Source organism: Bradyrhizobium sp. UNPA324, from assembly GCF_006658635.1.
Lineage (GTDB): Bacteria > Pseudomonadota > Alphaproteobacteria > Rhizobiales > Xanthobacteraceae > Bradyrhizobium > Bradyrhizobium nanningense.
This window is the reverse complement of the sequence record NZ_LFJD01000004.1, coordinates 2,440,947-2,458,950: the sequence shown is the minus strand read 5'-3', so window position 1 is coordinate 2,458,950 and position 18,004 is coordinate 2,440,947. Positions and strand designations below refer to the sequence as shown.

19 protein-coding genes and 1 tRNA gene are annotated in these 18,004 nt (G+C 64.3%); 13 read left to right on the top strand and 7 right to left on the bottom strand.

Annotation, left to right across the window (positions count from 1 at the left end):
* Positions 1–7: 7 nt before the first annotated feature.
* Positions 8–673 carry a class I SAM-dependent methyltransferase gene (locus tag UNPA324_RS12025; protein ID WP_128919195.1) on the bottom strand — a complete coding sequence of 222 codons (666 nt, stop codon included), beginning with the start codon at positions 671–673 and terminating at the stop codon, positions 8–10.
* Between the two features lie 390 nt (positions 674–1,063).
* Between UNPA324_RS12025 and UNPA324_RS12020 the strand changes: the two genes are divergently transcribed.
* The gene (locus tag UNPA324_RS12020; protein WP_128919194.1) at positions 1,064–1,327 is read left to right on the top strand and encodes a hypothetical protein; all 264 of its coding nucleotides are present in this window, start codon (positions 1,064–1,066) and stop codon (positions 1,325–1,327) included.
* 15 nt (positions 1,328–1,342) lie between these two features.
* On the opposite strand, the gene UNPA324_RS12015 is transcribed toward UNPA324_RS12020, so the two are convergent.
* The 3 genes from UNPA324_RS12015 to UNPA324_RS12005 are packed head-to-tail and all read right to left on the bottom strand — an operon-like array spanning position 1,343 to position 5,273.
* Positions 1,343–2,368, bottom strand: a complete 1,026-nt coding sequence (locus UNPA324_RS12015; protein WP_141934752.1) for a tripartite tricarboxylate transporter substrate binding protein — start codon at positions 2,366–2,368, stop codon at positions 1,343–1,345.
* 22 nt (positions 2,369–2,390) lie between these two features.
* Positions 2,391–4,478 carry an acetate--CoA ligase family protein gene (locus tag UNPA324_RS12010; protein ID WP_141934751.1) on the bottom strand — a complete coding sequence of 696 codons (2,088 nt, stop codon included), beginning with the start codon at positions 4,476–4,478 and terminating at the stop codon, positions 2,391–2,393.
* Between the two features lie 3 nt (positions 4,479–4,481).
* Complete coding sequence (locus UNPA324_RS12005) at positions 4,482–5,273, bottom strand: enoyl-CoA hydratase/isomerase family protein (protein ID WP_141934750.1); 792 nt, start codon at positions 5,271–5,273, stop codon at positions 4,482–4,484.
* Positions 5,274–5,436: 163 nt separating this feature from the next.
* Between UNPA324_RS12005 and UNPA324_RS12000 the strand changes: the two genes are divergently transcribed.
* From UNPA324_RS12000 to UNPA324_RS11990, 3 genes are all read left to right on the top strand, one after another.
* Positions 5,437–6,222 carry an IclR family transcriptional regulator gene (locus UNPA324_RS12000; RefSeq protein WP_141938834.1) on the top strand — a complete coding sequence of 262 codons (786 nt, stop codon included), beginning with the start codon at positions 5,437–5,439 and terminating at the stop codon, positions 6,220–6,222.
* Positions 6,223–6,226: 4 nt separating this feature from the next.
* Complete coding sequence (locus UNPA324_RS11995) at positions 6,227–6,640, top strand: hypothetical protein (RefSeq protein ID WP_246667163.1); 414 nt, start codon at positions 6,227–6,229, stop codon at positions 6,638–6,640.
* Between the two features lie 65 nt (positions 6,641–6,705).
* Entirely contained in the window at positions 6,706–7,341 is a 636-nt protein-coding gene (locus tag UNPA324_RS11990) for an MBL fold metallo-hydrolase (protein ID WP_181769368.1), read from the top strand.
* 94 nt (positions 7,342–7,435) lie between these two features.
* On the opposite strand, the gene queD is transcribed toward UNPA324_RS11990, so the two are convergent.
* The 3 genes from queD to UNPA324_RS11975 all read right to left on the bottom strand — a co-directional run bounded on the left by queD (position 7,436) and on the right by UNPA324_RS11975 (position 9,713).
* Positions 7,436–7,792: a 6-carboxytetrahydropterin synthase QueD gene (gene queD / locus UNPA324_RS11985; RefSeq protein ID WP_141934748.1), complete on the bottom strand. Its 357-nt coding sequence runs from the start codon at positions 7,790–7,792 to the stop codon at positions 7,436–7,438.
* Positions 7,793–7,875: 83 nt separating this feature from the next.
* Positions 7,876–7,952, bottom strand: a tRNA-Arg gene (locus tag UNPA324_RS11980).
* Between the two features lie 261 nt (positions 7,953–8,213).
* Positions 8,214–9,713, bottom strand: a complete 1,500-nt coding sequence (locus UNPA324_RS11975; RefSeq protein WP_128919187.1) for an ATP-binding protein — start codon at positions 9,711–9,713, stop codon at positions 8,214–8,216.
* A 364-nt stretch (positions 9,714–10,077) separates the two neighbouring features.
* Here UNPA324_RS11975 and rpmH point away from each other — a divergent pair, with 364 nt between their 5' ends.
* The 9 genes from rpmH (at position 10,078) to dapD (ending at position 17,898) form a co-directional block, all read left to right on the top strand.
* Complete coding sequence (gene rpmH, locus UNPA324_RS11970) at positions 10,078–10,212, top strand: 50S ribosomal protein L34 (protein ID WP_008542748.1); 135 nt, start codon at positions 10,078–10,080, stop codon at positions 10,210–10,212.
* Positions 10,213–10,239: 27 nt separating this feature from the next.
* Positions 10,240–10,653, top strand: a complete 414-nt coding sequence (rnpA, locus tag UNPA324_RS11965) for a ribonuclease P protein component (protein WP_128919186.1) — start codon at positions 10,240–10,242, stop codon at positions 10,651–10,653.
* A gap of 16 nt (positions 10,654–10,669) precedes the next feature.
* Positions 10,670–12,520 (top strand): membrane protein insertase YidC, encoded by a 1,851-nt coding sequence (gene yidC, locus UNPA324_RS11960; protein ID WP_164936222.1) that lies wholly within the window; start codon positions 10,670–10,672, stop codon positions 12,518–12,520.
* Positions 12,521–12,630: 110 nt separating this feature from the next.
* Complete coding sequence (yihA, locus tag UNPA324_RS11955; protein ID WP_141934747.1) at positions 12,631–13,284, top strand: ribosome biogenesis GTP-binding protein YihA/YsxC; 654 nt, start codon at positions 12,631–12,633, stop codon at positions 13,282–13,284.
* Positions 13,284–13,649, top strand: coding sequence for a DUF423 domain-containing protein (locus UNPA324_RS11950; protein ID WP_128919183.1), 366 nt, complete (start codon positions 13,284–13,286; stop codon positions 13,647–13,649). Before yihA ends, UNPA324_RS11950 begins: the two co-directional genes overlap by 1 nt.
* 232 nt (positions 13,650–13,881) lie before the next feature.
* Positions 13,882–14,769 (top strand): acetylglutamate kinase, encoded by an 888-nt coding sequence (gene argB / locus UNPA324_RS11945; RefSeq protein WP_128919182.1) that lies wholly within the window; start codon positions 13,882–13,884, stop codon positions 14,767–14,769.
* A 32-nt stretch (positions 14,770–14,801) separates the two neighbouring features.
* On the top strand, positions 14,802–15,917 hold the full coding sequence (locus tag UNPA324_RS11940; protein ID WP_502705453.1) for a DUF1036 domain-containing protein: 1,116 nt from the start codon (positions 14,802–14,804) through the stop codon (positions 15,915–15,917).
* A gap of 253 nt (positions 15,918–16,170) precedes the next feature.
* Positions 16,171–16,866, top strand: a complete 696-nt coding sequence (locus tag UNPA324_RS11935) for a pyrimidine 5'-nucleotidase (protein WP_141934745.1) — start codon at positions 16,171–16,173, stop codon at positions 16,864–16,866.
* Positions 16,867–17,052: 186 nt separating this feature from the next.
* Complete coding sequence (dapD, locus tag UNPA324_RS11930; protein ID WP_141934744.1) at positions 17,053–17,898, top strand: 2,3,4,5-tetrahydropyridine-2,6-dicarboxylate N-succinyltransferase; 846 nt, start codon at positions 17,053–17,055, stop codon at positions 17,896–17,898.
* Positions 17,899–18,004 lie beyond the last annotated feature (106 nt).

The window sequence follows — 18,004 nt, the reverse complement described above, 5'->3', positions numbered from 1 at the left end:
CGCCCGATCACTCGAAATAGATGAATTCGTAATCGCCGGTGTAACCGAGCTTGCCGTACAGCCAGATCCATTCCGAGGTGTGCAGGATGGATTCCGCCGTCAGCGCCCAGCATTCGAGATTGTGCAATTCGGCGACGGTCCGGTAACCCTCGACCATGACGTATTTGTTCTTGCCGACCCGCTCGATCTCCTTGAGCGCCGCCTCGAGCTCGTACAGTCGCAGATTGTGTAGGGTGCCGAGCGAGATGACGAGGTCGAAGCTGTCGTCGCCATAGGGATAGATGTCCTGGGCGCGATAGTTGAACAGATACGGCCTCACCTGCTCGTGCGAATTGGCAAGACCGTGCTTGGAGATATCGAAGCCGACGACCTTCAAGCCCGGCAGGATCTTCTGCATCTCGTAGAGCAGAAAGCCCTTGCCGCAGCCGACGTCGAGCACGCTGGAGCCGTCCTTCAGGCCATAGGTCTCGATCAGCGCCTTGGCGACTGGCGCCCAGCGCCCCTCGATGAAGCGGTAACCGCCATAGCCGAAGCGGCGGTCGCCATCCCAATAATCGGCCTCGTATTCCCGCGCCTTCAGCGAGCAGCCGATCTTGTCGTCGTTCATGCGGGCCATGTAGTCGCGCTTGGTCGCCGTATGCAGTGGCGTCACGATATTCAGGAGTCGTCCCATTTAACCCTCGGTTTCCAACGCGCGCTGAGATCGTCTTGACCGGCTGGGGAGCCCTGAGTCGCGACTTGCGAATCGCTTTATCATCTGCGGTCGAGATCATCATTGCTTCAGATCAATGATGGGGAAATCCGGCGACCGCGCCGTCAACAACCCGGCCTCGGTCTGTCGCCGGCAGTGACACGGAGACGCATGGAACGACAATGCGACGCGGGATATCGATCCTGGCGCCCGTCGGAGCCGCTCCGATCGGCCTCTCAGTTCCCTTCAGGCCTCGCCAAGCGTGTTCCGGCAGGCTAACTCACGAGAGCGGCTCAGAGGGCGGCATCGTCACCGGAACGCCTCGTCACCCTTCGTCATTGACTCTCGTCGGGCACGACAATGGAGACAGCCATGAAGAACATCAGTGTCGGCCAGATCGTCTTGTTGGTTGCTCTCGGAGCCATGTTGATCCTCACGGGCGTGTGGGGATTTTCAGTCTGGGAATCCAGCAGCGGCGTCGAAATGGGCAAGCACGGCTGGATCGCGCTTGGCCTCGGAGCTTTCTTCTCCCTGCTCATCGGCTGCGGGCTGATGGCGCTGATGTTCTTCAGCAGCCGCAGCGGTCACGATGATGTCGCCGATCCCTTCCGGCGCCGGGACAGCGAGGACAGATAGAGCGCGGCCAGCGTTCTATTGCACCTCGATATTCGCGTCCTTGACCAGCTTGCGCCAGCGCTCCTCCTCCTGCCCAACATAGCGATCGAGCTCTTCCGGTGAGCTGCCGACCATGATGAGGCCTTCGTTCGCCTCCAATTTCTTGAAAGCACCGGACTGCTCCGCCTTTGCGATCGCCTGATTCAGACGGGCGATCACTGGAGCAGGCGTCCTGGCCGGAGCGTACAATCCGTACCAGGACTCGGCGGCGTAGCCGGGAACCCCGGCTTCGGCAACGGTCGGCAACTGCGGAAACGCCGCCGAACGCTCGGCCGATGTGACGGCCAGCGCCCGGAGCTGACCTGCAGCCACCAGCGAGGCCGCGCTCGCCACGGTGGTGAACATCACGTCGATCTGTCCGCCCAAGAGATCGCTGATCGCAGGCGCCGCGCCCTTGTAGGGCACCGCCGTCATCTTGACCTTCGCCATCACATTGAACAACTCGCCCGCGAGATGAGCCGAGGTGCCGGTGCCGAACGTGCCGAAATTCAGCTTGCCGGGATTGGCCTTGGCTTCAGTGATCAAATCGGAGATCGAGTTGATCTTGGATGCGGGATTGACGACGACGATGTTGAAAGATCGCGCGATCAGCGAGACCGCCGCAAAATCCTTGTGCGGATCGAACGGCAGCTTGTTGTACAGGCTCGGGTTGACCGCGTGCGCGAAGGTCGCCATCAGCAGCGAATAGCCGTCGGGCTCGCTGGTCGCCACCGTCTGGGTTCCGATGATGGTCCCGGCGCCCGGCTTGTTCTCGATGATGACGGACTTGCCGAGGTCCGCCTGGATTTCCTGTGCCGTCGTTCGCGCGATGATGTCGGTCCCGCCGCCGGCTGCGAACGGCACCACGATCTTGACGATTTTTTCGGGATATTCGGCGCGCGCCGGCGTCACTCCGAGCGCCGCGACGACCGCACAGGCGAGGATGCCGAGATCGAGCCATCGTCGCAGGGCGAAGCCCTTTCCGCGAGCGCCGTCGTGATCGATGATTTCGCCACTGGCCATCTGGAGCTCCATCCCATTCTGTTCAGACATTGAGAACAACCAATCCGTCTGCTGCCTTCACGCCCTTGCCCGCCGGCAGCACGAAGACCGGGTTGATCTCGGCCTCCGCGAGACGATCGCCGAGCTGCGCAACCATGCGCGAGAAAGCGACGACCGCTTCTGCGAGCGCTTCGACATCGCATTTCGGCCGGCCCCGAAAACCGTCCAGAAGCGGCCAGGTGACGAGATCGCGCGCCATCGCGCGGGCCTCTGCCAGGCTGAGGCCGCCATTCGGCGGCAGCAGGCGCATCGTCGTGTCCTTGAACAGTTCGGCCGCAACGCCGCCCATGCCGAGAAGGATCGCCGTTCCCAGGGGATCGCGATGCATTCCGAGAATGATTTCGACACCGCCTGAAATCATCTCCTGAACCAGGAATTGGCCGGGTCGCTTCCCGGTCCTGGCCTCGACCTCATCCGCCATCGCCGTCAGGCGGCCGCCGATCGTCTCGGCGGTCTGGTTGACGGCGACGCCGCCGACATCGCTCTTATGCGTAATCTCGCGCGAGAGGATCTTGAGCACGACCCGGCCACCGAGGCCGCGCGCCGCCTGTTCGGCTTCGCTCGCCGTTGCGACCACCTTCTCCGCAGCGACAGGAATGCCAAAGCGGGCGAACAGCGTCTTGGCCTGTGCCTCATCCAGCGATCCCGCCGGGACGTCGCTGACATCGATCGCAGTCAGGGGCGAGCCGGATGTCTGGACCTGCTCCGGCAGTCCAGCCCGCAACAGCCCGTCGAGCGCAGCCGTGCAGCTCTCGGCGGACGTGTAAGCGGGCACGCCGCGCCTTGTGAGCACGGAGACCACCTCGGGCGCGTAGGGACTGACATAGGCAATGACCGGCTTGTCGCTGAGCGGCAGGCAGTCGTGGATGGCGTCGGCCATCAGGGCCGGCGATCCCACGGCTGACGAGCCAGCAATGACCACCAGCGCATCGTAGGAGGGACTTGCCAGCAGGACGCGAATGGCGGCGCGCAGCAAATCCGGCTGCAGGCCGGCCAGGGTCACGTCGATCGGGTTGCGATCGAGATTGGCATGCGACCCCGACTGGAGGCTGCGCAATTGCGCGGCTGTCTCAGTGTCGGGAGCGGGGGTTGCAAAGCCCGCGACGCCGAGACTGTCCGATACGATCGTGCCGGCGCCGCCGGTCGAGGTGAGGATCGCAAAACGCCGGCCGGAAAGTTTTCGTCCCGCGCCAAGGGCTGCGGGAATGTCGAGCAGGTCTTCGAACGTCCTGGCGCGGATCACGCCGAGTTGCCTGAACAAGGCGTCATACATGCGGTCCGAGCCGGCCAGCGCGCCGGTGTGCGAGACGGCCGCCTGTGCACCCGCCTCCGATCGACCGATCTTGAAGGCGACGATGGGTTTGCCGGCGCGGCGCGCCCTGAGGACCGCCTCGCGAAAGCGAAGCGGATTGCGGATCGCCTCGATGTAGAGTGCAATGACTTTGGTCGCATCGTCTTCGGCGAGGAAGTCGATGAAGTCGGAGAGCTCGAGGTCGGCTTCGTTGCTGGTCGACACCAGCTTCGAGAGCCCGACCCCGCGCGCCGCGGCGCGCGACAGCACGGCGCCGAGAATGCCCCCACTTTGCGAGATCAGCCCCGTGGCCCCCGCCGCGAAGTGATCCATCGCCAGCGCGCCCGACGCCGACAGCACGATATTGTCCGTGAGATTGACGAGGCCGATCGTGTTCGGCCCGAGGATCCGCATCGAGCCCGCGGCTTCCATGAGCTGCTGCTGGCGCGCGGCACCTTCTGCTCCGGTCTCGGTGAAGCCGCTGGCAAGAACGATCGCCGCGGCAGCCCCCCGCTCGGACAATTCGCGGACCGCGATGTGCGCGCGCTCGGCGCCGAGCAGGACAAGGCCCACGTCAGGTACCTCAGGCAGCGAGGCGATGTCGGCGTAGCACTTAAAGTCGCCGATCTCCCCGACCTTCGGGTTAACCGGATAGATCGCACCCGCAAAGCCATGCTTCTGGAGATAAGACACCGGCCGCCCCGACGTCTTGCTCGGGTCCGCGGAAGCGCCGATGACGGCGATGCTGCGCGGCCGGACCAGGCGTTCAATCGCGTTCATCGCTCATTCCTTCGACGAGGATTGCGCAAGGAACGCCGTCACCGCGTCGCGATGCTCCGCGCTGGTGTAGCAGATGGCCTGCGCCTGGCTGCCGAGATTGAAAATGTCGTGCGCGGAATGCTCGAAGGCTTCATTGAGGATCTTCTTGCTCAGCGCGAGAGCCGTGGGTGATCCCTGAGCCAGTTCGGCTGCCCAGGCCTGCGCGGCCGGCAGCAGCTCGGTCGCGGCCACCTTGCGATCGACGATGCCGAGCGCGAGCGCTTCGTCGGCCTCGACGACGCGGCCGCTGAAGATCAGCTCCTTGGCCTTCGCAAGCCCAACCCGGCGCGGCAGCAAATACAGCCCGCCGCCATCAGGTATCAAGCCTCGCTTGATGTAGGACCAGGTGAATTTCGAGCGTTCCGTTGCCATGACGAAGTCGCAGGCCAGCGCGGTATCCGCACCAAGGCCCGCCGCAGCGCCGTTGACGGCGGCAATCGTCGGCTTCGGCAGCCCCAGCAGCAACGACTGCACGTGGTGCACGCCCTGCTGGCGGCCCCATCCGTTGAATGCGACCTCGCCCTGCGGCGCCGCGAGCCGGCGTTTCATGCCGCTGATGTCACCGCCGGCACAGAAGGCGGTGCCGCGCCCGGTCAGAACCAGGGCCTTGATCGGCTTGTCGCGAGCCACGGTGTCGAGCGCGCCGGCGAACTCGGCGCGCATCTCGTCGCTCATGGCGTTGCGCCGTTCCGGTCGGTTGAAGGCGATCGTCGCGACACCGGCCTCGACGGAAAATTCGATGAGCTGATAGGACATGGCAGGCTCCGTGCGGGCTCCCGAATGCCGATTTCAGGCCGTGTCGCTTCCTCGTCGAGCCGTGCGCGGCCAAGCATTCTTCTTTGCCGTGGCTATAGCGCCTTGCACCCTCCGCAACATCCCCTTAATTCCACTAAGTGGAAATGTCGTGGGGAGGCTGGACGTGGCGCAGGCGCGCAGATATGCGGGCGGAGTTGACGGCAACCGCTCGCTCGAACGGGGCATCGAGATCCTCAGAGCCTTCCGGCCCGGCGTCGACACGCTCGGCAACGGCGAGATCGCGGAGCGATGCGGCTTGCCGCGATCGACGGTCAGCCGTCTGACACGAACGCTGGTCAATTCCGGGATGCTCGACGAAGTCCGTCACCAGCGGGCCTACCGCCTTGCCGCGTCCGTCATCAGCATCGGTCACGCGATGCGGACGGGATCACCCGTGCTCAACGCCATCGGACCGACGATGCGGGCCGAATCGGCCAAGCGCCGGCTCAACGTCGGGTTAGCTACCGCGGATCGAACCATGATGGTTTATCTGGAATCGATCCGCTACAGCCCGCGCGCGGCGCTGCGCAACGTGGTCGCCGGCCAGCAGGTGCCGATGGAATTGACGTCGCTGGGCCGCGCCTACCTCGCCGGCATTGCAGAGACCGAGCGCGAGCGATTGCTGAAGCAGTTTAGGCGGCGCAGCGCAGCAGCCACCAAGGCGCTGCTTGCGGACGTCAGGAGATCGATCAGCTCCGTCGAGCGCGAGGGCTATTGTGCCGTGTCCTGGCAGCCCGCCGTTCTCGCCGTCGCAACGCCGATCGTGCTGGATGGGCTTCCGGTCTACGCACTCAACATGAGCCTGCAGAATGTCGACCGCTCCGATGCGCTGGCGAGCGAGATGGGCGCGTACCTCAACGCCTTTGCGGCCAAGTGCAAGGAGGTGCTGGCGGGCCGTGAACCCGAATGACGCGATGACCGACGAAGTCGGGCGCTACCGCATCTTCGTGGCACCTGCTGCTGTCGAGCGAAACATGAGAAAGCAAACGTCTTTGGTGGTTCTCGTTGCGGCCCTGCCGCTGCTGTCGGGATGCGGACAGCGGGTGCCGGAGGACAAGGCCGCCTTTGTCGGCGAATGGCACGCGCGGGCGATGGACGTCGAGCTGACCAAGGACGGGATCGTGCACTACAAGCGCGTCACGGACGGCACCGCGATCGGCGAGGTCACGACAACGATCAATGCGCCGCTGCGGCGGTTCGAAGGCGATAATTTCGTCGTCGGAATTCCGTTCCTGTCCACGACATTCGAGGTGTCCACGCCGCCTCACCAGGAGGCGGGGACATGGAAGATGGTCGTCGACGGCTTGGAGCTGACCCGCGCTCCCTAGCTTTGTGCTGGCATGCCGACGACCGGGCGCGATGCTTTGTGGTGGCGCCAAACGAGAGGCCTTCGATGGATGTCAGACGAAGGATGCCTCATCCCGCGCTTCGCGGCGTCGCGAAAATTGCCAGAGGCCTTGCCGAGGCGTTCTCTGACGACATGCGCATCCGTCAGGCGGATGAGCAGATCCCTGCGGCTGCCACCCAGATCGAGGTCCACGACTTTCACGGAGACGGCGTGGTGTTCGACGAAGCCGGCGTCAAGGTCACCGCGTTTGCGGTCGACCATGGTGACCTGATCAAGCCATCGGTGGGTTATCGGATCGACTATGGTGCACGATCTGTGACGATTTCAGGCGACACCAAGTTCAACGAAAACCTGATCAGGCATGCGGCGGGAACGGATCTCTTGATCCACGAAGTTTTTGCGATGTCGGAGCAATTGGCAAAATTGCCGCAGCTCAAGCCGGTCGCGGCGCATCACACTTCGCCCGAGGAGGCCGGCACGGTTTTTTCGCGCGTCAAGCCAAAGCTCGCCGCTTATTCGCACATCGTTCTGCTCGGAACGGAATTGCGCGAGCTCTTGTCCAGGACACAAGGCACTTATCAAGGGCCGCTGGAGGCCGGAGAGGACCTCATGCGCTTCACGATCGGTGACCGCGTGGTCGCAACAAGATGGCAAGCTGAGCTTCGCAAGTACCCGGATTAGCTCGCGCTGCGCGACCGGCTTCGTCGGCTCGTGGCCTTGACCGCGCCGAGTGCCCACATTCTGGCCATGCCGAGCGAGCGCGCGCCGTCGCCCGTCACTGCCCCTGATATTCGGCCCAGCAATCCGCCGTCTCATAGACGCGGACCGCCCACAGCTGTGGAAGGCTCGGCTTCAACCGGTCCCAGATCCAGATCGCGATATTCTCGGCGGTCGGGTTCTCGAGCCCTTTGACCTCGTTCAGGCAGTGATGATCCAGCGCGTCCAAGATGTCGGCGAAGCACTTTTCAATATCGAAGAAATCAGCGACGAAACCGGCGTGCGGATCGACCGGCCCGTCCAACTGGACCTCGACCCGGTAGGAATGACCATGCAGCCGGCGGCATCGATGGGTCTCGGGCACGTTCGGCAGCCGATGCGCCGCCTCGAACTTGAACGCCTGCGATATCCTCATCCCGCTCCTCACACGGCGTCGCCATCCGGTCTCGGGCCCGTCTGGCGACCAGATGCTGCTTTGTCCTGACCTGCGTCGAAGAATGGCGCGCCCGGAACGATTCGAACGTCCGACCCTCAGATTCGTAGTCTGATGCTCTATCCAGCTGAGCTACGGGCGCGTGCTTCGCAAACAGCGCGGGCATAGCCCGCGACGCAGCCCCCGGCAAAGCCGGAGGGGGTGCGAAAGAGCGCTCTGACTAACCGCTCTTGTCCCGGTTGGCAAGGTCCGGGATGGGGAGATTTTGCAGGGAAATGACGGCTTGAATGTCATTCCGGGGCGATGCGCAGCATCGAACCCGGAATCTCGCGCCAAACCTCCGGATTCCGGGTTCGGCGCTTTGCGCCGCCCCGGAATGACGGAAAAATCGGCCTCTGGCCGACTAGGCCCTCGCCCGCTCGTTGCGGATGGAGAGGAGCTCCACGGGGCGGTCGGGAATGACGATGCGGAAGGTGGCGCCGATGGTGCCTTCGACGAGGTGGATATCGCCGCCATGGGCGCGGACCAGCTCGGCGGCGATGGCGAGGCCAAGACCGCTGCCGCCGGGACGCCCGGAGGTCTGGAACGCCTCGAACAGATGGTCCCTCGTCTTCTGAGGCACGCCGGGACCAGTGTCGGAGACCTCGATGATCGCGACGGCGCCTTCGCGTTTTCCGGTGATCCGGATCTGCTGCGGGCCGCCGTCGCCGGAGGAATGACTCTCCAGCGCCTGGGCGGCGTTGCGGACGAGGTTGAGCAGCACCCGGAACAGCTGATCAGGATCGGCATCGATCGCCAGCCCGCGCTCGATCGCGGCGACCCAGGCGATCGAGGCATCGGAGGCGAGGCCTGCGGTCTCGCGCACCTCCAGCACGACAGGCTCGATCAGGATCATGCGGCGGTCGGGCGCAGCCTCCTGGGCGCGGCCGTAGGACAGCGTCGACTGGCAGAAGGCGATGGCGCGCTCGAGCGAGCGCACCAGCTTGGGCGCGAAGCGTTGCACCCGCGGATCCGGCACGCTGGCGAGCTGATCCGACAGCAGCTGGGCCGAAGCCAGCAGATTGCGCAGATCGTGGTTGATCTTGGACACCGCGAGACCAAGCGCGGCGAGCCGGCTCTTCTGATGCAGCATCGACATCAGATCGCGCTGCATGTCCGACAATTCACGCTCGGCGACCCCGATCTCGTCGCTGCGCTGGCTCGGCACGATGATTCCCGCCGAGCTTTCGGGGTTCTCGTGGAACCCGACCAGGCTCGCGGTCAGCCGCCGCATCGGGCGCACAAAGAGATAATGAAGCGCGAGATAGACGAGGCCGGCGGTCAGCGCCGCGATGATCAGCGCAACCACCACGACGTTGCGGGAGAAACGATACATCTGCTGCCGCAGCGGCAGCTCGTCGGTCACGATCTCGATGAACTGGGCCGTGCCGACGCCGGGTCCGACGATCCGGATGGCCTGGTTGCCGGTCTCCAGCATCATCCGGAACGAGCCGGTGATCGCCTCCCACGCCGTCATATCGCGCAGGTCGATGTCATGCTCGATGGCGGCCGGAATGTTGTCGCTGGCGAGCAGCCGGCGCTGCTGGCCCATCTTGATGGCGACGGCGCGGGCATTGATGCTCTTCAGGATCTGGCGCGACAGCGAATCGGGAACCATGCCGAGCGGCGCCGCATCCAGCACCAGCGCCGCCGTGTTGGCCGCCGCGACGCGGTCGTTCAGCCGGTTGACCCAGAAGTTGGCGATGGCGGGGACATAGAGCAGGCTGGCCGCGATCATCACCAGGGGAACGGTCAGCAGCAGCAGCTTGCCCGACAGCCCGAGCCCGCGCGTTCCGCGGGAGCGCATCGCCGGCTGGTCCGGCTGATCCTGATCCTGGACCGGCTGGAGGTCTGTCGCTGCCACGGAATTCGCCCTCGCTGCCTTTGGCGTGTGAAGGATTGGCGGTAGGAAGATGCGGCCCGACCCCGTTCCGGTCAAATTACGGATCGCTAATCTGCCGAGGTGGGATGTAGGCGCTGATATCGCTACTCGCCACCTCAAGGGTTAAAAACCTCGCACAAACAGCGATATTCACGAAAATCGCGCGCTTGTGCGGCGTTGACGAAAACAAGGCGCTCGCTTATAAGCCGCGCAAATTGTCCGCGATGACCCGGTGCGACGCCGGGAGCGGCTCTCTAGGGGCCGGAAAGGGCCCGTTTTGGGCCGCATCTTCCGGACTTTATCATCAATTCTACAGGCAAATTGCCCGGTCAGCGGAGAAAAACCCGTGAAGCGGACTTATCAACCCAGCAAACTGGTGCGCAAGCGCCGTCACGGCTTCCGTGCCCGTCTCGCCACTGCCGGCGGCCGCAAGGTTCTCGCCGCCCGCCGCGCCCGCGGTCGTAAGCGTCTGAGCGCCTGAGCCAGACCCCCTTTTTGGGATTTCATCATGGATCGGCTGAGGCAGCGGGCGGATTTCCTCGCCGTTGCCAATGGCGCGCGGGTGAACAGTCCCGCGTTCGTCCTGCAAAGCCATCCCCGCGATGACAGCGGCCCGATCCGGATCGGCTTCACCGTTACCAAAAAGAACGGCAACGCCCCCGAGCGCAATCGCATCCGGCGCCGGCTTCGCGAATTGGTGAAGCGGCTCGATCCGGTGTCGATGCAGCCCCATCATGATTATGTGCTAGTCGGCCGAAGGGACGCGCTCTCGCGCCCCTTCGCCACCATGCTCGACGATCTGCGCATAGCGTTCACGAAGCCCGCGCGGCATATGGCCAAAGGACCCGCGAAGGGACGCGGCCCGAGGACCGACCGTACGAGGTCCAGTCCAGCTCCTGCTGCCAGCCGCAAACCGGATTGATGACGAGACAATAGTGATGACCGACAATCGCAATACCATCCTCGCCGTCATTCTGTCGGGCCTCGTCCTGATCGCCTGGCAGTATTTCTACAACGTGCCGGCGATGGAGAAGCAGCGCGCCCAGCAGCAGACCCAGGCCGAGCTCCAGAAGGGCACGCCGCAGCCGACCGCGTCGGCAACGCCGGGCAGCACGCCGCAGCAGCCAGGCAACGCGGCTCAGCCGGCAACGCCGGGCGCGAGCCAGCAGGCCCAGCCGGTCGTTGCGCGCGACGCCGCGATTGCAGCCAGCCCGCGCGTCAAGATCGAGACGCCGCGGATTGCCGGCAGCATCGCGCTGAAGGGCGGCCGCATCGACGACATCGCGCTGGTTCAACACCGCGAGACGGTCGACCCGAAATCGCCGCCGATCATCCTCTACTCGCCCTCGGGCACTGCCGAGCCTTACTATGCCGAGTTCGGCTGGGTGCCGGCGACGGGCGTGACGGCGAAGCTGCCGGATGCGCAAACCGTCTGGCAGCAGGACGGCAGCGGCAGCCTGACGCCGACGACGCCGGTGCTGCTGAAATGGGACAATGGCGAGGGCCTCGCCTTCCGTCGCACCATCTCGGTCGACGACCATTATCTCTTCACCATCAAGGACGAGGTGAGCAATGTCGGCAATGCGCCCGTTACGCTCTATCCGTTCGCGCTGATCTCGCGCCACGGCGCACCGCAAGTCTCTGGCTACTACATCCTGCATGAAGGCCTGATCGGCTATCTCGATGGCTTGCAGGAATATGCCTACAAGAAGATCGACGAGACCAAGTCGGTGAACTTCAAGACCACCAATGGCTGGCTCGGCATGACCGACAAGTACTGGGCCTCGGCGCTGCTGCCGGACACCAATGCGCAGCTTCAGGCGCGCTTCTCGTCGAACCCGGTCGGCAACGTCCACACCTACCAGACCGATTATCTGCTCGACCCCGTCACCGTCGCCATCGGCGGCTCCGCGACCGCGAATGCGCGCCTGTTTGCCGGCGCCAAGGAAGCCGGCGTGGTCGGCATCAATTTCCCGCTCGCAGGCCACGGCGGCTACAACAAGGAGCTCGGCCTCAACCATTTCGATCTCTTGATCGACTGGGGCTGGTTCTACTTCATCACCAAGCCGATGTTCCTCGGCCTCGACTTCTTCTACCGCCTCTTCGGCAATTTCGGCATCTCGATCCTGCTCGTGACCGTGATCGTGAAGCTCCTGTTCTTCCCGCTGGCGAACAAATCCTACGCCTCGATGGCGAAGATGAAGTCGGTCCAGCCACAGCTGCAGGCGCTGAAGGAGCGCTTCCCCGACGACAAGGTGAAGCAGCAGCAGGAGATGATGGAGATCTACCGCAAGGAGAAGATCAATCCGGTCGCCGGCTGTCTTCCCGTGGTGATCCAGATCCCGGTGTTCTTCTCGCTCTACAAGGTGCTGTTCGTCACCATCGAGATGCGGCAAGCGCATTTCTACGGCTGGATCAAGGACCTCTCGGCGCCGGATCCGACCAATCTGTTCACGCTGTTCGGCCTGATCCCATTCGATCCGACCACGATTCCCGTCTTCGGCCACTACCTCGCGCTCGGCATCTGGCCGATCATCATGGGCATCACGATGTGGTTCCAGATGAAGCTGAACCCGACGCCGCCGGATCCGACCCAGCAGATCATCTTCAACTGGATGCCGCTGATCTTCACCTTCATGCTGGCGGGCTTCCCGGCGGGCCTCGTGATCTACTGGGCCTGGAACAACACCCTCTCGGTGGTCCAGCAGAGCTACATCATGCGCCGCAACGGCGTGAAGGTGGAGCTATTCGACAATCTCAAGGCGACGTTCGCGAGGAAGGCGACGTAATCGTCATTGCGAGGAGCGAAGCGACGAAGCAATCCAGAAATTCTCCGCGGATACATTTCTGGATTGCTTCGCTTCGCTCGCAATGACGCGGGGAAACAGCGAGCCTTCGCATGACCGACGACAAAGATGCGAAGCTGATCGAGGCCGGACGAAAGCTGTTCGCCCGCGACTGGCAGTTCATCTGGGCCTCGCCTTCGATCCAGACGCTGCCGCCGATGGCGGGGCTGGAGGTCGCCTTTGCCGGACGCTCCAATGTCGGCAAGTCGAGCCTGATCAACGCGCTCACGGGGCGCAACGCGCTGGCGCGCACCTCGCACACGCCGGGCCGCACCCAGGAGCTGATCTTCTTCGAGGTCCCAGGGAAGACCGACCTGCGTCTCGTCGACATGCCCGGTTACGGCTATGCCAAGGCGCCGAAGAGCCAGGTCGCGTCCTGGACCGAGCTGATCCACAAATTCCTGCTCGGACGCGCCTCGCTCGCCCGCGTCTACGTGCTGATCGACGCGCGTCATGGACTCAAGGACGTCGATCTCGAAGTCCTGGGGACGCTCGATCGCTCCGCCGTCAGCTACCAGATCGTGCTGACCAAGGCCGATCAGGTGAAGGCGTCCGAGTTGCAAGCGCGCATCGCCGAGACCGAGGCTGCCCTCGCCAAACATCCGGCCGCATTCCCGAACGTGCTTGCGACATCGTCGCGCAGCTCGACCGGCATGGAGAGCCTGCGCGCCGCGATGGCGAAGCTGCTGGAAGAGCGGAGCAAGTAATGGTGGCCCATCGCCTCTTGGTAGGGCTTGCCGGATTGATGGGCGCCGCCGGCGTCGCGCTGGCCGCGGCCTCCGCCCACGGCGCGGATGCGAGCCGGCTTGCCACGGCGAGCGCCATGCTGCTGTTTCATGCAACGGCCATACTTGCGACCACTGCCCTGCTCGCACGCGGCCTTCTGCATGGCGGAATTGGCCTCAACGCCGCGTTCGGCTTCGTGATCGGCGCCGCGCTGTTCGCGGGCGACCTCACCGTGCGGCAATATGCCGGGCATTCGCTGTTTCCCTACGCGGCGCCGACGGGTGGAACGGTGATGATTTTGGGATGGCTGGCGGTGACGTTGGCCGCGGTGGTGGCGCGGAAATAGGTCTCGTGCCCCGGACGCAGCGCTTCAGCGGTGCGCTGCCGAGCCGGGGCCCATGCGCCTTTCTGGGTCCCGGTTCAGCGGCGCGTCACCATAGCGCGTCGAAGACGCGCGTGAACGCGCTTTTGGTGCCGCACCGCGTCCGGGACACAGAATCGAATATCAGCCACACTTTGCGCCCCGCCCGCCAATCGGATAGAACGCGCACCGACCGTCCCGCCAGCGAGACCGCGACATGACCGACATCTCTCCGCTCGACCAGGCCCGCATCCTGTCCGAAGCGCTGCCGCACATGCAGCAATATGACGAGGAAACCATCGTCATCAAGTATGGCGGCCATGCCATGGGCGACGAGGAGACCGCCAAGAACTTTGCCCGCGATATCGTGCTGCTCGAGCAGACCGCCATCAATCCCGTCGTGGTGCATGGCGGCGGACCTCAGATCGCGACCATGCTCAAGCGTCTCGGCATTCAATCGGAGTTCGCCGCCGGCCTGCGCATCACCGATGCCGCGACCATCGAGATCGTCGAGATGGTGCTCGCTGGTTCCGTCAACAAGCAGATCGTCGGCTACATCAACGAGGCCGGCGGCAAGGCCGTCGGGCTGTCGGGCAAGGACGGCAACATGGTGAAGGCGTCGAAGACGACGCGCACCATCATCGATCCGGGCTCGAACATCGAGAAGGCGATCGACCTCGGCTTCGTCGGCGACCCCGAGAAGGTCGATCTCACGCTGCTCAATCAGCTGATCGGCTACGAGCTGATCCCGGTGCTCGCGCCGCTCGCAACCTCCAAGGAAGGCCAGACGCTGAACGTCAACGCCGACACCTTTGCCGGTGCGGTCGCCGGCGCGCTGAAGGCCAAGCGCCTGTTGCTGCTCACCGACGTGCCGGGCGTGCTCGACAAGTCGAAGAAGCTGATCCCGCAATTGTCCGTCAAGGACGCGCGCAAGCTGATCGCCGACGGTACCATTTCCGGCGGCATGATCCCGAAGGTCGAGACCTGCATCTACGCGCTGGAGCAGGGCGTCGAAGGCGTCGTCATCATCGACGGCAAGATGCAGCACGCCGTGCTGCTCGAGCTCTTCACCAATCAGGGCACGGGAACGCTGATCCACAAGTGAAGCGCGAACGCGAGCAGCGGAAAAAGGTCGTCATGCCCGGACTTGTTCCGGGCATCCGCGATCTTTCCACTGGGGGCAAAGACGTGGATGGCCGGGACAAGCCCGGCCATGACGGGCGGAGAAAGCCGAGGCATCGTCGCTCCCTCCTCACCCGCTTTCTGATGACGCTGCCGGCGGCCGTCGTGTCGTTCGTGTTCTCCGCCGCCCCCGCCTTCGCCGACCTCAAGATCTGCAACCGCATGTCCTATGTGGTCGAGGCCGCGATCGGCATCGACGACAAGGCGGCGACCGCGACGCGCGGCTGGTTCAGGATCGATCCAGCGACCTGCCGCGTGGTGGTGCAGGGCACGCTGATCGCCGACCGCATTTTGCTCAACGCCCGCGCGCTCGGCGTCTACGGCGCGTCCCCGATCCCGCAGAGCGGCAGCGACATGCTCTGTGTCGCGCAGGACAATTTTGTCATTGCGGCGGCCCGGCAATGCCGCAGCGGCCAGGCCCAGGCCGCGTTCACGCAAGTGACGCCGACGCAAGGCGCGGACGGCAACCTCGTTGCCTATCTCGCCGAAGATTCCGAATATGACGACGAGCAGGCACGGCTTGCCGGCATCCAGCGGCTCTTGGTGATCGCAGGCTATGACGCAGCGCCGATCGACGGCGTCGACGGGCCGAAGACGCAAGCCGCGCTGGCCGCGTTCCTGAAAAGCCGCGGCTTGTCGCCGGACATCGTGGGCTCGCAAAACTTCTTCAAGAGCATGGTCGATGCGGTCCAAACGCCGTCTGCGACCGGCCTCACCTGGTGCAACGACACGCCGCACAAGGTGATGGCGGCGATCGCGACCGACGACGGCAAATCCGTGACCAGCCGCGGCTGGTATCGCATCGATCCCAAGACCTGCCTGCACCCCGATGTGACCGGCCAGCCGAAGCAGATCTTCAGCTTCGCGGAAGCGGTCGACGCCGACAACCGGACGGTCAAACTGAAGGATCGGCCACTGAATTGGGGCGGCGACAGGCAGCTGTGCACGCGCGAGACCAAGTTCGAGACCAATGAGCAGACCGATTGCGGCGCGCGCGGATTTTCGGCAACGGGCTTTGGCGCGGTCGACATGTCGAGCGGCGGCAAGACGCTGCGGTTTGCCGTGCCGTGATGGTGTTTGGGTGATTGAAGCGCTGGCGCAAAGAACTCCGCTGTCGTCCCTGCGAACGCAGGGACCCATAACCCCAGGGAGCAGTCGTGGCGCGAGGTGGCAACTCCGAGTCTTCGCCAAACCACTTCCTGTGGTTATGGGTCCCGGATCGGCGCTCCGCCCTGGACAACGCTACGCGTTGCCAAGAGCTGCGCTTGTCCGGGACGACAGCGGAGAGTGGGCAACGCTTGCGTGTAACCAGTAGAGACCTGCAATGACCCCACCCCGCAGCTTCAGCCACGTCGACACCTGGGTGTTCGACCTCGACAACACGCTTTATCCGCATCACGTCAATCTGTGGCAGCAGGTCGATGCGCGGATCGGGGAGTTCGTCTGCAACTGGCTGAATGTCGGCCCGGAGGAAGCGCGTAATATCCAGAAGGATTACTACCGGCGCTTCGGCACCACCATGCGCGGCATGATGACCCTGCATGGCGTTTCCGCCGACGACTATCTCGCCTACGTCCACAAGATCGATCACTCGCCGCTGGAGCCGAACCCGGCGCTCGGCGAAGCCATCGCTAAATTGTCGGGCCGCAAGCTGATCCTGACCAACGGCTCGGTCGACCACGTCGATGCGGTGCTGGCGCGTCTTGGCCTCGGCTCGCATTTCGACGGCGTGTTCGACATCATCGCCGCCGAGTTCGAACCGAAGCCGGCGGAGCAGACCTACCGGAAATTCCTCTCCGACCATTCGGTCGACCCGACCCGCGCCACGATGTTCGAGGACCTCGCCCGCAACCTCACCGTCCCGCATGAGCTCGGCATGACCACGGTGCTGGTGGTGCCGGATGGAACGAAGGAGGTGGTGCGGGAAGACTGGGAACTGGAGGGCCGGGACGCCGCCCATGTCGACTACGTCACCGATGATCTGACGGGGTTTTTGGCTGGGTTGTCCCACCCAACGTAGCCGTCATACCCCGCGAAGGCGGCTATCCAGTAATCACCAGCATCTCGATTCATCACGACGGCTGCGGCGTACTGGATCACCCGCTTTCGCGGGTGACGATACCGAACCAAGCTTGACTCTCCCGGCTCAAATCCCGAAAAAGCGCTCCAATTCACGCGAAACCACGCCCGCCCAGAGGAAGTCCCGATGTCCCTTGCAGCCCTCGAATCCACCATCAACAGCGCCTTCGAGGCGCGCGAGACCCTCTCGACGTCGACCAAGGGCGAGATGCGCGAGGCCGTGAACCAGGCGCTGGAGACCTTGGACAAGGGTGAGGCGCGCGTTGCCGAGCGCGGCGCTGACGGCAAGTGGAAGGTCAATCAATGGCTGAAGAAGGCCGTGCTGCTCTCGTTCCGCCTCAACGACATGGGCGTCATTCCCGGTGGCCCCGGCCAAGCGACCTGGTGGGACAAGGTGCCCTCGAAGTTCGAAGGCTGGGGCGAGAACCGTTTTCGCGACGCCGGCTTTCGCGCGGTGCCGGGCGCGGTCGTTCGCCGCTCGGCCTTCATCGCCAAGAACGTCGTGCTGATGCCGTCCTTCGTCAATCTCGGCGCCTACGTCGATGAGAGCACCATGGTCGACACCTGGGCCACCGTCGGCTCCTGCGCGCAGATCGGCAAGCGCGTGCACATCTCCGGCGGCGCCGGCATCGGCGGCGTGCTCGAGCCGCTGCAGGCCGAGCCCGTGATCATCGAGGACGATTGCTTCATCGGCGCGCGCAGCGAAGTCGCCGAGGGCGTGATCGTGCGCAAGGGCGCGGTGCTGGCGATGGGCGTGTTCCTGGGAGCCTCGACCAAGGTCGTCGACCGCGAGACCGGCGAAGTCTTCATGGGCGAAGTCCCCGAATATTCGGTGGTGGTGCCCGGCGCCCTGCCCGGCAAGCCGATGAAGAACGGCCAGATCGGACCCAGCACCGCCTGCGCCGTCATCGTCAAGCGCGTCGACGAGCGCACGCGCTCGAAGACCAGCATCAACGAGCTGCTGCGGGATTGAGACTCTCTCCCCCTCTCTCCGTTCTTACGGGGTGAGGGGCCTCTCTCCACATGCGAGATCGTCGAGAGACCTGTACCCCCTCACCCGGATTGCTTCGCAATCCGAC